Source organism: Sphingobium sp. WCS2017Hpa-17, from assembly GCF_031843765.1.
Classification (GTDB): Bacteria; Pseudomonadota; Alphaproteobacteria; order Sphingomonadales; family Sphingomonadaceae; genus Sphingobium.
Window position 1 is genome coordinate 24,545 of the sequence record NZ_JAVTIV010000028.1, and the last position, 13,188, is coordinate 37,732.

Here is a 13,188-nt window from a genome sequence, read left to right on the forward strand (position 1 = left end):
GGAAGCACTATGCGTAGCGTTCCCTCCCTCCTGACCATGCTGGGCGACCAGGAGCCGCCCCGCCATGTCATGACGCCGTGGCACTATGTCCACCTGCGCCGGCGCGCCGCTGGCCTGTCGATCGCCCAGGCCGCCAGTCCGTTCTGGAAGCGCCCCGAGCATCAGCACGACGTCGAACAATATTTCCGTAATCTTGAGACGGAAAACCTGCGGCACAAGCGGCTCTACATCACCGAGGGGCAGCCCTACTTTTTCTCGATCGACGTCTATCACCAGCTTGCGAACCTGCCATCGCATCAGCATCCCCGGATCTGCACCGGCTGCGGGTGGGACGAACACAGCGTGCAGTACGATCATAATGGCAATGACGTCACTTGGTCGGCCGATGATCCGCACATCTGCACTCGCTGCGAGCAGACCCACGCCTGGCAGGCTTCGCGCGGCGAAGAGGTGAAACGCCATGCGGCATGATCCCTTGGCCCGCCTTCATGCGCTCCGGTGCCTCTGCGGCCGTTGCGCGCCGCACCGTCGCCGTCGCGATCAGCTTATCGAACTGGCTCTAAGCGCCGCCATCACTGTCACCTTTGCCGGCGCCCTGAACGCCGCCGGCATCGCCCTCCTCATGACCATCGCCAACCAGGCACCGACGATCGTCGGTCTGCCCAACTGAAAGCACGACCTATGGCAAACGAAAATGCAGCCGCCGAAGATCTCCGCCTCGGCATCGAGCGAGTGGAGCGCCTGGAAGAAGAGAAACAGGGGATCGCGGACGACATCAAGGATGTCTACGCCGAATATAAGGCCAAGGGCTTCGACACGAAACAGATGAGGGAAATCGTGCGTCTGCGGCGCCTGCCTCCCCATGAACGGCAGGAAGCACAGGCCATCCTCGAAACCTATCTCTCCGCACTGGGCATGGACTGATGCGCAAGGCCTGTCTCCGCACCCTCATCATCATCGCCGTCCTGGTCGCCACGCCTTTTGTTGTGGCCTGGTCGCTCGCCAACGCCAAAGGAGATCGCCGGTGAAACCGCTGTCGCGACATCTGGATCGACTGCTTACGTCTCATATCCGTGCAGAACGAAAGACCTGGGCGGTTGTGAAACAGACATTGCCCCAAAGGCGGCGGCGTAAAAACGCCAATGCCCTGTTTCTGCGCAAAATGACCATGCAGGATCGGTTGAAGCAAGGCTGCCGTATCTGGTGGCCTAAAGGTGACCATGGCCACGCGCACTTGTTCAGCCGAAGCCCGATAGCGCTGGCCGAAGGCTCTCTTACGCCTCGCCATGATCCGCGCCCTCGCTGCGAGGTGCCTGTCGGCCGCAACCGCTTTTTCATCGACACGGTGCCATTCTGAAAGCTGTCTCTATGACTAAAAATCTTTCTTTGACCGACCATACTGCTTTGGCTTTTCTTGCCCAAACATCATCTGGCCGCGCCGCCACTCATTGGGTTGCCAAGGCTTGCGGTTTCGGCCTCACCTCCATAGCCCGTACCATGCTCCGTCGCCTTGCGCGGTGGGGCTTGGTCGAGGGCGTAACGCCGATCGGCGGCGGTAACATCTATTGGTGGCGCATTACCGACCAGGGCAGAAGGGCGGTACAGCCGTGACAACTGATCGACTGCTGAAAATTTCTGACGTTATGGAACGGACGGCTCTGTCCAGATCGCATATTTACACCTTGGTCGGACGCGGCCAATTCCCGGCACCGCGCAAGCTGGGGCCGAAATGCTCACGCTGGGTTGAGAGCCACGTCGATGCGTGGGTACGCAATGCAGCCTAGAGGCTACCGACCGGGCCGACCAGGCCCGGTCGCTGCCCAGCGCATCGGCTCGCCAATGTGCATCGCCGGCGGCCACATATCGGCGACCAGAATATCAGCCCAGTCCTGCGCCAATTCCCGCCGCCGCGCCATGTAGGCGGCACGATTATAGGCTTTCTCCACCCGATTTTCGGGCACATGCGCTAACATCAGGTCGATGATGGCTCGATCTGGCGATACCCCATTATTACCAGCTGATCGCCACTGACGTTCCACCCGCTCATTCATGATCGTGGAGAACGCCGATCGGAAACCATGCGGAACATGGCGCTGATGATATCCCGCCCGAATCAACAAAGCGCGCAACGTGTTTTCAGACATCGGCCGATGCAGATGGCGATCGGTGGGGAAAACTAGTGCAATATCGCCGGTCAGCGGCATCATGGCCTTTAGGACATCGATCGTCTGCGGCACCAACGGCACCAGATGATCACCCTCCATCTCAGTCTTCCGGTCGAGGTCGCCTTTCATGCGCTGGGCAGGGATGCGCCACAACGGCGCCGGTCCATCTAGATCCTCGAATTCGGCCCACCGGGCACCATGCAATTCGTTCGGCCGAACGGCCGTCAGTGCCAGCATCCGCAAGGCCAGCTTCGTCTGCGCCCTGCAACGCTCCGCTTCACAATCGATAATCACCTGGCGGAGTTCGGTCAGCGTCGTGATTGCGGGCTGGGGCTTCGCTTTTGGCTTCTTGGGTAGCGCTATAGCCAGCCCAGCTGCTGGATCGCGGGAAGCGCGCCCCGTAGCGATGGCGAACACGAATATGGCGCTGATCCGCTGGCGCGTCCGGTGCGCTGTCTCAACCGCCCCACGACGCGCAATCGACCCAAGCAGCTGAAACACTGCCGGCGTCTCGATGTCCTCGATCGGAAGATCGCCCAGCTTGGGAAAAACGTCTCCAACAAGGCTGTCCAGCACGTCCTGGCAATGCACCTTGGACCAGCGTGATTTTTGCAGCCCATGCCATTCGCGGCCGATCGCTTCGAATGTCGGCCGCGTATCGGCCACGGGCGCCCCCCGCTGAAACAGATCTGCTGGCTTAGGCTCCGTGCCCTTCGCCAGCATGGCCTTGGCCACGTCGCGGCCCTCGCGTGCATCCTTGAGCGTGATGGCCGGATAGGTGCCGATCGTCAGCGTTTTTTGAACTGGATTGCCGGCGCCGTTCTTTCCGAACTGATAATTCATGCGCCAGGTGCGCCCGCCCACGGCCGACACATGCAGATATAGCTGCCCGCCATCCGTCAGCTTATAGGCCTTCCCTGTCGCCTTAGCCGTGCGGACCTTGGTGTCGGTCAGCGCCCCCATACCATATTCCCCGAATCGCATACCATAGAACAGACCATATGGCAGACCGGCTTAATGAGAACAAATCAGGACAATTGCGGACACATCGATGCTGCAAAAGCGCGCATTTCTGCGGCTTTCAGACCCATAAAGCGATTTGAGATGCAAAAAATGGCGGAGACGGAGGGATTCGAACCCTCGGTGGCCCCTTAAGGCCACGACGGTTTAGCAAACCGCTGGTTTCAGCCACTCACCCACGTCTCCGCACGAATTTGCCCACCCTTGGGAGGCGAGCAGTGGCTGGGGAGGGGCTATAGCGATGGCTTTGCTGCATGGCAACGGGCAGGATCACGAATTTTCACGGGCTTGGCGATTTTCGTTCCGGCGCGGAATCGACTCGGGTCGCCGTTCGTTCATTGTCGTTTCAGCTTGCTGGTCGCAATGCCTTTATCTGGGCCTATATCTGGCTATGACGCGCGCTTTTCGGGGAGTATCGGGCATGATCGGCATCAAGGGGCAGATGGGCGCCCGCATCGCGCGAGCGAGCGCGCTGGTCGCCGCGCTGGCGGGCATGGCGCTGACGCCGCTGGCGGCTTCTGCGCAGGTGCGCACCATCGACCCCAACAGCGCGATCGATTCCGACCTCGCGCCACCGCCGCCCACCAACACGAATCCCACTGATCCCGGCGTCGACCCCAGCGTGAATCAGGGCACGCCCTATCAGCCGAATCTGGATGCCGGTGCGCCGCCCGTCGCCAATGGCGGCAACACCGCGACCGGCGCACCCGTCACCACCAACTCGCCGCCGGCCGCGATGGCGCCGGGCGACTCCTATCAGGAAGATGATCTGATCGGCGCGGCCGAGGGCGTGTTCGGCAAGGGCGCTGAAGGGCTGGCCGGCATCATCGAGAAAATCCTGAAGGATCAGGGCCGCCCCAACGCCTATATTTCCGGGCGAGAGGCCTCGGGCGCCTTCGTCGTCGGCCTGCGCTACGGTTCGGGCACACTCAATCACAAGGTGGAGGGCAAGCGCGAAGTCTACTGGACCGGCCCGTCGATCGGCTTCGACGTTGGCGGCAATGCGGCCAACACCTTCGTCCTCGTCTATAATCTCTACGACACGCAGGATCTCTACCACCGCTTCCCCGCGGCGGAGGGCACCGCCTATCTGGTCGGTGGCTTCACCGCCTCCTATCTGCGCTGGGGCAGCGTGGTGCTGATCCCGATCCGCCTCGGCGTCGGCTATCGTCTCGGCGTCAACGCCGGCTATATGAAGTTCACCGAAAAGCGGAACTGGCTGCCCTTCTAAAGCAGGACAAACACCCCTCCCGCTTGCGGGAGGGGCAGCGAGGCTTGGCGAGCCTTAGGCGCGCTTAGCCGCAGCGGGGTGGGCACGGCGCTTCTACAACCCCAGCGCCAACTGCTCCCCCTGGTCCGCCTCTTCCTCCCCCTCCAGATTATGCACGCCCAGCCCCAGCAACCGCGCCCCCATGCGCAGCGGCAGTTGCGCGACCAGCAACTCCCGCCCCGCCTGCGCCAGCAATTCCGGCGACCGCACCGGCGCTGAAAAGCTGCGCGACCGCGTGATGATGCGGAAATCGGCGAACTTCACCTTCAGCACCACCGTCCGCCCCCAGGCGCCGGCCTTCTCGATACGGGTCCAGAGCGACGCGGCAATCCGTTCGATCTCCGCCACCAGCGCGTCTTCCTCGATCAGGTCGTCGAAGAATGTGTCCTCGACGCTCACCGACTTGCGCCCCTCGCGCTCGCGCACCGGCCGGTCGTCCTGTCCTCGCGCCGCGCGATAATAATAGTCCGCCGCGCTGCCGAAATGGCTTTGCAGGAACCGCATGTCCCGGTCGCGCAGGTCCGCGCCCGTCTCGATTCCCAGCGCCTGCATCCGTTTCGCCGTCACCGGCCCCACGCCATGGATGCGCCGCACCGGCATTGCCGCGATGAAGGCCGGCCCTTCGCTCGGCCGCACCACGCACACCCCGTCGGGCTTGTTCTGGTCCGACGCCAGCTTGGCGATCAGCTTGTTGTAGGATACGCCGGCCGACGCGGTCAGCCCCGTTTCCTCCCGGATCATTCGCCGTATCTCTTCCGCTACGTGCGTCGCCGACGCGATGCCCGGCTTGTTCACCGTCACGTCCAGATAGGCTTCGTCCAGCGACAGCGGCTGGATCATGTCGGTGAAGCGACTGAAGATCGCTCGAACCTGCCCCGACACCGCGCGATAGACCTCGAATCGCGGGGGCACGAAGATCAGGTCGGGGCAGAGCCGCCGCGCCCGCGCGCCCGGCATGGCCGATCGCACGCCGAATTTGCGCGCTTCATAGCTGCACGTCGCCACCACCCCGCGCGGCCCGCCGCCGCCCACCGCGATCGGCAGTCCCCGCAGCGACGGATCGTCGCGCTGTTCCACCGACGCATAAAAGGCGTCCATGTCGATATGGATGATCTTGCGCAGCGGCGGCAGCGAGGCGTCCATGCCGCTCCCTATGCCACAGCCGGGAACGAAAGGGAAACAGGTCAGTCCTGAAGGCGCAAATTGTCCAGCAAAATCTCCAGATGCGCCCGGCTGATCCGGCTCCACACATTATAGGTGCAGCCCTGACCCGCGACCCGCATATAGGCGAGCGATTCAAGGCCCTCGCCCTGCACATTGTCCGCGGGATAGGGCTGCGCGCCGACCAGCCCATAGCCGGCATAAGCGGGGCCGGGCAAAGCGGGAAGATCGCGCGTATGCGGCCATTGCTTCGTCAGCCGCGCCCGCTGCGCCGGTTCCGGCTCCGCATCCATGCCGATGATGCCCGGCCCGGCAAAACCATAGGCGCTGCGCAGCCCCGGCAGGTCGAATGCCACCGCCCAGCCACCACTGAACTGTGCCGGCCGCGCCTTACCCTTCACCCCGCCGTCAGACAGCAAGGCCAGCGGCGCGCATTGCGCCCTGTTCTCGGCCATGTCCCATTGCGCCCGCGCCACATCCTCGGCGATCATCGGCGCCCCGGCGGCGATCAGCATCAGCGCGGCGAACATGGGCAAGCCTCCTATGTCTTGTCCTTCAACCCCAGGAGCGCGGCGAACGGACTCGCCTGCTCCTCGCTCAGCACCCCGGCTTCCTTCAGATAGGCATCGGCGTCCGGCGCGCGGGGGAAGGGTTCCATGGCCAGCGCCATCGTCTCGGCCACCGCCTCGCCCATGTCGATCACATGGCCGTCATAGCCGATCGTGTCGCAATCCTCGGCGTCCAACTCCAGTTCGTCGGCTGCCTGCGCTTCTTCGCGCTCGACCACGAAGCGCAGCACGAAATCGCTGTCGATCGTCTCGGGCACCGGCGTCCCGGTCGCGACGCAGGGCTGGGCCAGCGCCGCGCGCACCCGGCCGCGCGCGGTGATGGCGCCATCCTCGACGGTCAGGCCATAATCCGCCTCCAGCCGGTCGAGCGCCGCCAGCCCGAACCGCTTCGCCAGTGCCGCGCGCTCTTCGGGTTCCGCCGCAATCTGCAACTGCGCGGGCAGCCGCCCGATCGCATCGGCCTTGTGGGTACGGGAAAATTCCGGTGTCGGTATCATGCTCATCCTAAATCTCCGCTCAGCAGCGCGTCGTGCGACAGGCAGCCCAGCCGCGTCCAGCGCGCCCGCAGCGCACCCTCGACATGGGCCAGCGCCGCATCGCTCACATCGGCGCCGCGATACAGATTGCGCCGCAGCGCCTCGGCCAGGTCCGCCTCGCCGGCCAGCGCCGTGCGATACGCACTGATCCGGCCGCCCAGTGCGCTCATCATCCGTCCGACATGCTTGCCGACCACGACGTCGCCCACACCCTCCTGCCGCAACTGCCCGTCCATATCGTCGACGAACAATTCGGTCAGCCACACACTGTCCTGCGCGCCGTCCTGTCCGGGGGCCTGCTGCTCCAGCCGCATCAATATCTGCGCCAGGATCGCGACGATCATGTCGAACCGCCCGTCCAGCGTATCGGGCACCGCCCCCTCCAGATACCAGTGCGGCTGTCGCCCCTCCCGGATCAAGGCGTTATAGAGCGGCCGCAGCCCCTCCTTGGGATCGGTGCGCCCGAACAGGCGCTGGAGGAAGGAAGGGGAGGCAGGCATGGGATCACAGCTTTTCATTGACGGATCGGACTATCGTGCGCCGTCCGATATTTTGCGCCCCTTGCCGGGGCTTGCGCATTTCCATATTGATCGCTGCGTCGCCCAATGCAATGGCGGCATCAGGTTTCTTGAAGGTTCGCGGGGCCCGCTCCCGCAGGAGAAGTTCATGCGTCAGTTCAGCCGTCACTCGTCAAGCGGGCGCATCCTGCTCGCTGTCGGCCTCAGCGCGCTGGTGCTGGGCGCCTCTGGCTGCACCCGCATCCGCACGCATCAGGGCTATTCGGTCGACAAGCTGCTGGTCGATTCCGTCCAGCCGGGCATCGACAATCGCGCCTCGGTGGAAGGGACGCTGGGTCGCCCCAGCTTCGTGTCGCAGTTCGGCGAGCAGGACTGGTATTATGTGTCGCGTGACATGCGCGCGCTGGCCTTCTCCAATCCCAAGGCAGTGGACCAGACGGTGCTGCGCGTCCGCTTCGACCCGGCGGGCAATGTCACTGCGATCGACCGCATGGGTCTGGAACAGGTCGCCCACATCTCGCCCACGGGGGACAAGACCCCGACGCTGGGCCGCAACCGTAGCCTGTTCGACGAGATTTTCGGCAATATCGGCGCAGTCGGCGCCGGCGGCATGGGTGGCGGTGGTGCCGGACCGAATGGCGGCGGCCCCAACGGCAGCTAAGATCGAATCAAAAAAGGCGGAGCCTCCCAAGGCCCCGCCTTTTTTCTTGCCCCCGAATTTCAGTTCCAGCCGCCACCCAGCGCCAGGAACAGCGCAATCTGGTCCTGCACCAACTGCGTCCGTGCCGCTGCGGCGCTCACTTCCGCGCTCGCCAGACTGCGCTGTGCATCCAGCAGCGACAGGAAATCGCCCCGGCCGAAACGGAACAGCTTGCCGGCCTGCGTGGCGGACAGCGCTGCGCTATCCCGCGCCCGCTCCAGCGCCGCCGTCCGCTCGGCATCGCGGCGATAGGTTTCCAGCGCCGTCTCGGTCTGGCGCAGCGCTTCCAGCACCGTGCCGTCGAACCCGGCCAGATCGCCTTGCACCGCCGCCTCCGCCTGCGCGATCCGCGCCCGCACCACCGGCCGGTTGGGAAAGCTCCAGCTGATCAGCGGCCCCAGGCTGAAGCCAAAGGCCGATCCCGATCCGAAATCCCTGAGCGGGCCGGACAGGCCCACCGACCCGCCGATGCTGACCTGCGGATAAAGGTCGGCGGTCGCCACCCCCAGCCGCGCGGTATCGCCGGCAATCGCCCGCTCGGCCTGCCTGATGTCGGGCCGCCGCCGGATCAAGGCCGCGCCATCGCCCACCGGCAGAGGCTGGCGCAGCGTCGGTAGCGCGGCGCAACTTTCGACCTCGCGCGGATAATCGGCGGGTGGGCGTCCCATCAACGTCGCCAGCAGATACAGCCCATTCTGCCGCTGCGCCTCGAACGCCGGCAGGGCGGCCGCGCTGCTGTCCACCGCCGCTTGCGCCCGGCTGACGTCGAAGGCGGTGCCGCGCCCGCCCTTAGCCAGCCGCCGCGTGGCGTTCGCGGTATCGCGCTGCAACGCCACCACCTTGCGGTTTACGCCCAGACTATAATTGGCCGCGCACACCTGCGCATAGGCCCTGGCCGTCGCCGCCGCCACGCTGACCCGCACATAGTCGCGCGCCGCCGCGCTCGCCTCGACATCGGCATTGCTCGCCTCGATCGCGCGCCTGATGCGGCCGTTCAGGTCCAGCGGGTAAGAGGCGGACAGGCCCAGATCATAGGCGATGGTGCCCGGCAGATGCTGGGTCACGCCCGACGGCCGGGACAAGGTCTCGCCGCCGCTGATGCTGGTGCTGATCGTCCGTCCGGCTTCCGCCTCGCGTAGCACCGCCTGCGCCTGAGCCAGATTGGCGTCGGCCTGCCGCATGTCGGTATTGGCCGCCAGCGCCTGCTCGATCAGGCTGTCGAGCTGAGGATCGGCATAGAGCTGCCACCAATGATCGGGCAGGTCAGCCTGCGCAAACAGCGCGCTTTGCCCCGAATGGAAGGCACTCGTCGCCGCCGGCGCGGTCGCAACGGACTGTTCAGGCCCATGATAATCCGGCCCGGCCGTCGCACAGGCCGTCAGCGCCAGCGCCAGCAATGATGTGCCGATCCCCGCCATCCATCGCCGTTCGTGCTGAGCCTGTCGAAGCACGCCTGACTTGCCCGTCGCCTCACGCATGACGGCAATCCCCCGGCTTGCCATCCTTGTCCTTCTGCGCCGGCTGCACCGTTACCGTTGCGGTCCGCCCCGAAATCAGCCGCAGCCCGTCCGGCACCTTTTCGATTTTCACCCGCACCGGAATCCGCTGCGCCAGCCTTACCCAGCTGAAGGTCGGCTCGACCGCCGGCAGCAGGTTGCCGCTGTTGCTGCGACTGTCGTCATTGATGCCGAAGGCGATGCTCTCGACCCGGCCATGCACATCCTGCGCCTCGCCCATCAGCCGCACCGTCACCGGCGCACCGATGCAGATCAGCCCCAGCTTGGTTTCCTCGAAATAGCCCTCGACCCGCACCGAATCGCTGTCGATCAGGGCCAGCGCCTGGCTGCCCGCGCCGACATAGTCGCCCGGATGCAGGTCCAGATTGGTGACCACGCCATTGACCGACGCCAGCACCTTCGTCCGCTTCAGGTTCAGCGCGGCGGCATCGCGGCTGCTCAGCGCTTCGGTCAGCGCCGCCTGCGCCGTCTCCACCTTGGCCAGATTCTGCTCATGGGTTTCGGCGGCGACCAGATCGCCCAGCGCGCTGTCGCGCCGGGCCTCCCGCCGGGCCTGCGCCAATGTCGCCTGTGCGCTGGCGATGCGGGCGCTGGCTTCCTCCAGCGCCATGGAATAGCGCGGCGTGTCGATCACGAACAGCAGGTCGCCGGCCTTCACCGTCTGATTGTCATGCACCGCCACCGACGTCACCAGCCCGCTGATGTCGGGCGTCACCCGCACCACATCGGCGCGCACCCGCCCGTCGCGGGTCCAGGGGCTGCGCTCATAATGATTCCACATCCAGATCGCGACCAAAGCCGCGGCGATGACGAGGATGATGGTGGCAGCGCTGCGGATCAGCGTCGTAGTCAGGCGGTTCATAGTCGGATTCCAAGGGTGGGGACGAGCAGGGCGAGGCCGCCCAGCAACAGGATGAAGAGGGACAGGTCCACCGCCGCGCGATAGGCGAGGAAGCGGTAGAGGCCGAAGGCGCCGATCAGCCGGGTCAGACCCCAGCTCAGGATCAGCGCGACCAGCCCCAGCAGGAGCAATGTAGGCATATAGACGCCGCCCAGGGCGATTTCGCCGGTCATGCCGCGATCCTCCGATAAGCGTCCGCGTCGGGAAACAGGTTGCGGCGCAGGCTGACCAGCCCCAGCACGCTGTCCCGGCGGACCGGTTGACGCGGATTGGCGGACAGGTCCGCGATCGCGCTGTCGATATCATGCAGCAAAGCGGGGTCGGCCGCCGCCGGCGCATCCGGGTCCAACGCACGATAGTGGCGGCTCACCCCGCCCAGCACGGCGGCCAGCGGCGCGCCTTCCTGCGCGGGCAGGTCGAGCCGCAACTGCCGCAGTTCTCCTATCGCCACCCCGGTGCGCAGGTCGCGCAGCGCGTCATAGAGCGGCTTGCCACTGTCCGCGCGGGTGGCGGCGAGGCGCGGGGCGAGCAGGGCGATCCGGTCGAGCATCCGGTTGATCCATCCGCGCACATCGGGCGGGCTCATCAGGGTCGCGCGATTGGCGATATCCATCCACCCCGCCCGCAACGTGCGCCGGATCGCCCGCTCGACCCCGGCCGACTGCAACAGCCCGGCCATCAGGATCGCGAACCAGATGCCGATAATCTGCGCCACCGCGCCATTGGCATAGCTGGCAAAGGCATTGACATAATGGTCCGACAACAGGACCGGGCTGCCCAGTCCCAACAATGTGGGTAGGGCGATCCCCATCCAGCGCGGCGACGCCATCATCGCGCCCAGCAAGAGCAGGGCCGGCGAATAGGCCAGCGCGAGTTGCGCAAAGCCATCAAGGCGTGGCATGATCGCATAGCCATAGATCGCGCCCAGTGCCGATGCGGCAACGGTGCCGATCATGAAGCCCTTGAGCGGCGCCAGCGGGTTGTCCACCGCCGCGAACAGCGCCAGGAACACGCCGGCCAGCATCACCGCACTGCCGCCATCCTTCCACCCGCTCAATATCCAGATGGCACAGCCCAGCGCGATCGTCATGAACGCGCTGAACGCACCGCGCGCCGCGCTGGCATAATCGCGATGCAGTTCGCGGTTGCGCCGGCCTTCCAGCAACTGCGCCACCCGTGGCGTCACGGCAGCGCGGCTGTGCGTCACCATCTGGTCGTACAGGTCGCGGCAGTCGCGATGCACCGCGATCAGCGTGGCGAGCCGGGCATAGAGGCTCAGGCGCATCATGTCGGCCCAGCCCATGTCGCCCGTGGCCGCCGGTTCCAGCGCGGTACAGCGGTCGATCAGCGCCTGCGCCCGCTCGGCGCGCACCACATTGTCGGGCGCGGGCGTATCCAGCCACAGCCGCACATCGGCGATCAGCGCCTCGACTTGGCGCGGCACCATGCCGTCATTGGCCGCCTTCAACTGCGCCAGCCGGTCTTCCGCCGCCGCGCCCAATGGCAACAGCATCGACAGCTGGTCCTGCAACGCCCGGACTGTCCGCACGCGTGGCGCCAACCGGCTGATGTCGAACGGCAGATGGATCGACATCTGGTGCAATTCCGTGACGTCCTGCGCCAACCGGCGCCGCTCGGCATCCAGCCCTTCGACCGGCTCGGTGGCGATTGCGTCGCGTGACCAGCGCTCGGCATCGCGCAGCATCGCCTCCACCCGCGCCAGCAGCACGCCGGTGATGGAACCGGGCAGGATGACGCCATGGATCAGGCTGCCGCAGGCGATACCGATCAGAATTTCCTGCACCCGCAGCGCCGCGACGGTGAAGATGGTCTGGGGCGTATCGACGTCGGGAAAGACGATCAGGCAGGCGGTATAGCCGGCCAGCACGAACATATAGCCGCGTGGCGTCCGGTCCAGCAGCGACACGAACACGCACAGCCCCAGCCATGACGCCATGGCCAGCACCAGCAATTCGGGCGCATTGACCAGCGGCGGCACGATCGCCACGGCAAAGATCGCGCCGACCAGCGTACCCATCGCGCGGAACACCGCCTTGGAAATCACCGCGCCGGCCATGGGCTGCGCCACGATATAGCTGGTCAGGAACGCCCAATAGGGCCGCTCCAGCCCGATGCTATAGGCGACGAACAGGGCCAGCATGCCCGCCGCCAGGCATTTGAGGGAGAAGAGCGCCGCCGGCACCCCGAACCGCTCGCCGGTCATGTGGCGCTCCGTTTCTCCGCGATTCGCAGGCTCAATAGGTCCAGCAACCAGACCGCAACTTCGATCGCCTGCTCGGGCACATCGGTCAGCAACTCGACGCGCAGCGCATCCAGCTTGCTTTCGATTCTGCCGACCAGTTCCTGCCCGGTCGGGGTCAGGCTGATGATGTTGGATCTCTTGTCGTCGGGATGGGGGGTGCGCTGCACCAGCCCGCCAGCCTGCACCTGATCCAGCGTCCGAACCAGCGATGGCTGGGCGATGTCCAGCGACTCGGCCAGCTCGCTCTGGCGCACTTCGCCGCCCAGCCGGTCGATATGGATCAGGCACCAGGCGGTGCTGTTGGACACGCCGAATTCCGCCAATGCGCTGTCGGCCAGCTGGCGCCAGGCGCGGGCGACAGGCGCCATCTTGTGCGCCAATGCGCGTTTGGGTTCCGATAAAGGCATATTTATTAGATAGCTAACTAATGAAATTTGTCAATAGAGCGGATTTCGACCGTTATGAATCGGCAAGGGTTTCCAAGAGCGTGATTTTATGATTCAGAATCCCTGTTGGTGGAGGAGGCCAGCATGGATGGGTCAGCCTTTGTCTATGGATTTGCGCTCGC

At 65.3% G+C, this 13,188-nt stretch carries 18 protein-coding genes and 1 tRNA gene; 8 read left to right on the forward strand and 11 right to left on the reverse strand.

Annotated elements, in window-relative coordinates; translation table 11 throughout:
* Window positions 1–9: 9 nt before the first annotated feature.
* The 6 genes from RQH62_RS22370 to RQH62_RS22395 all read left to right on the forward strand — a co-directional run bounded on the left by RQH62_RS22370 (window position 10) and on the right by RQH62_RS22395 (window position 1,784).
* Window positions 10–471: a hypothetical protein gene (locus tag RQH62_RS22370; RefSeq protein WP_311270862.1), complete on the forward strand. Its 462-nt coding sequence runs from the start codon at window positions 10–12 to the stop codon at window positions 469–471.
* Window positions 461–670, forward strand: a complete 210-nt coding sequence (locus tag RQH62_RS22375) for a hypothetical protein (RefSeq protein ID WP_311270863.1) — start codon at window positions 461–463, stop codon at window positions 668–670. Before RQH62_RS22370 ends, RQH62_RS22375 begins: the two co-directional genes overlap by 11 nt.
* 11 nt (window positions 671–681) lie before the next feature.
* On the forward strand, window positions 682–924 hold the full coding sequence (locus RQH62_RS22380) for a DUF2312 domain-containing protein (protein ID WP_311270864.1): 243 nt from the start codon (window positions 682–684) through the stop codon (window positions 922–924).
* A gap of 100 nt (window positions 925–1,024) precedes the next feature.
* The gene (locus tag RQH62_RS22385) at window positions 1,025–1,357 is read left to right on the forward strand and encodes a hypothetical protein (RefSeq protein ID WP_311270865.1); all 333 of its coding nucleotides are present in this window, start codon (window positions 1,025–1,027) and stop codon (window positions 1,355–1,357) included.
* A gap of 11 nt (window positions 1,358–1,368) precedes the next feature.
* Window positions 1,369–1,611 carry a hypothetical protein gene (locus tag RQH62_RS22390; RefSeq protein WP_311270866.1) on the forward strand — a complete coding sequence of 81 codons (243 nt, stop codon included), beginning with the start codon at window positions 1,369–1,371 and terminating at the stop codon, window positions 1,609–1,611.
* Window positions 1,608–1,784: an AlpA family phage regulatory protein gene (locus RQH62_RS22395; RefSeq protein WP_311270867.1), complete on the forward strand. Its 177-nt coding sequence runs from the start codon at window positions 1,608–1,610 to the stop codon at window positions 1,782–1,784. The genes RQH62_RS22390 and RQH62_RS22395 overlap by 4 nt, the downstream gene beginning before the upstream one ends.
* A gap of 3 nt (window positions 1,785–1,787) precedes the next feature.
* Here RQH62_RS22395 and RQH62_RS22400 read toward each other — a convergent pair whose 3' ends face one another.
* Entirely contained in the window at window positions 1,788–3,149 is a 1,362-nt protein-coding gene (locus RQH62_RS22400) for a phage integrase central domain-containing protein (protein WP_311270868.1), read from the reverse strand.
* Between the two features lie 130 nt (window positions 3,150–3,279).
* Window positions 3,280–3,371 (reverse strand) — tRNA-Ser (locus tag RQH62_RS22405).
* A gap of 235 nt (window positions 3,372–3,606) precedes the next feature.
* Between RQH62_RS22405 and RQH62_RS22410 the strand changes: the two genes are divergently transcribed.
* Window positions 3,607–4,416: a DUF1134 domain-containing protein gene (locus RQH62_RS22410; protein ID WP_311270876.1), complete on the forward strand. Its 810-nt coding sequence runs from the start codon at window positions 3,607–3,609 to the stop codon at window positions 4,414–4,416.
* Window positions 4,417–4,509: 93 nt separating this feature from the next.
* Here RQH62_RS22410 and dinB read toward each other — a convergent pair whose 3' ends face one another.
* The 4 genes from dinB to RQH62_RS22430 are packed head-to-tail and all read right to left on the reverse strand — an operon-like array spanning window position 4,510 to window position 7,221.
* Complete coding sequence (gene dinB, locus RQH62_RS22415; protein WP_311270869.1) at window positions 4,510–5,598, reverse strand: DNA polymerase IV; 1,089 nt, start codon at window positions 5,596–5,598, stop codon at window positions 4,510–4,512.
* A 41-nt stretch (window positions 5,599–5,639) separates the two neighbouring features.
* Window positions 5,640–6,146 (reverse strand): hypothetical protein, encoded by a 507-nt coding sequence (locus RQH62_RS22420; protein ID WP_311270870.1) that lies wholly within the window; start codon window positions 6,144–6,146, stop codon window positions 5,640–5,642.
* 11 nt (window positions 6,147–6,157) lie between these two features.
* Window positions 6,158–6,682: a DUF177 domain-containing protein gene (locus tag RQH62_RS22425; RefSeq protein ID WP_311270877.1), complete on the reverse strand. Its 525-nt coding sequence runs from the start codon at window positions 6,680–6,682 to the stop codon at window positions 6,158–6,160.
* Window positions 6,683–6,684: 2 nt separating this feature from the next.
* Window positions 6,685–7,221: a ubiquinol-cytochrome C chaperone family protein gene (locus tag RQH62_RS22430; protein WP_311270871.1), complete on the reverse strand. Its 537-nt coding sequence runs from the start codon at window positions 7,219–7,221 to the stop codon at window positions 6,685–6,687.
* A 166-nt stretch (window positions 7,222–7,387) separates the two neighbouring features.
* Here RQH62_RS22430 and RQH62_RS22435 point away from each other — a divergent pair, with 166 nt between their 5' ends.
* Complete coding sequence (locus RQH62_RS22435) at window positions 7,388–7,900, forward strand: outer membrane protein assembly factor BamE (RefSeq protein WP_311270872.1); 513 nt, start codon at window positions 7,388–7,390, stop codon at window positions 7,898–7,900.
* A 59-nt stretch (window positions 7,901–7,959) separates the two neighbouring features.
* On the opposite strand, the gene RQH62_RS22440 is transcribed toward RQH62_RS22435, so the two are convergent.
* Genes RQH62_RS22440 through RQH62_RS22460 form a run of 5 tightly spaced genes read right to left on the reverse strand, consistent with a single transcriptional unit; the run spans window position 7,960 to window position 13,027 of the window.
* Window positions 7,960–9,357 (reverse strand): efflux transporter outer membrane subunit, encoded by a 1,398-nt coding sequence (locus RQH62_RS22440; RefSeq protein ID WP_311270878.1) that lies wholly within the window; start codon window positions 9,355–9,357, stop codon window positions 7,960–7,962.
* A gap of 52 nt (window positions 9,358–9,409) precedes the next feature.
* On the reverse strand, window positions 9,410–10,318 hold the full coding sequence (locus RQH62_RS22445; RefSeq protein WP_311270873.1) for an efflux RND transporter periplasmic adaptor subunit: 909 nt from the start codon (window positions 10,316–10,318) through the stop codon (window positions 9,410–9,412).
* Window positions 10,315–10,530, reverse strand: coding sequence for a DUF1656 domain-containing protein (locus tag RQH62_RS22450; RefSeq protein ID WP_120251316.1), 216 nt, complete (start codon window positions 10,528–10,530; stop codon window positions 10,315–10,317). Before RQH62_RS22450 ends, RQH62_RS22445 begins: the two co-directional genes overlap by 4 nt.
* Window positions 10,527–12,581 carry an FUSC family protein gene (locus RQH62_RS22455; RefSeq protein ID WP_311270874.1) on the reverse strand — a complete coding sequence of 685 codons (2,055 nt, stop codon included), beginning with the start codon at window positions 12,579–12,581 and terminating at the stop codon, window positions 10,527–10,529. The genes RQH62_RS22450 and RQH62_RS22455 overlap by 4 nt, the downstream gene beginning before the upstream one ends.
* A complete protein-coding gene (locus RQH62_RS22460) occupies window positions 12,578–13,027 on the reverse strand; it encodes a MarR family transcriptional regulator (RefSeq protein ID WP_311270875.1) in 450 nt (149 codons plus the stop codon). The genes RQH62_RS22455 and RQH62_RS22460 overlap by 4 nt, the downstream gene beginning before the upstream one ends.
* Between the last annotated feature and the right edge of the window lie 161 nt (window positions 13,028–13,188).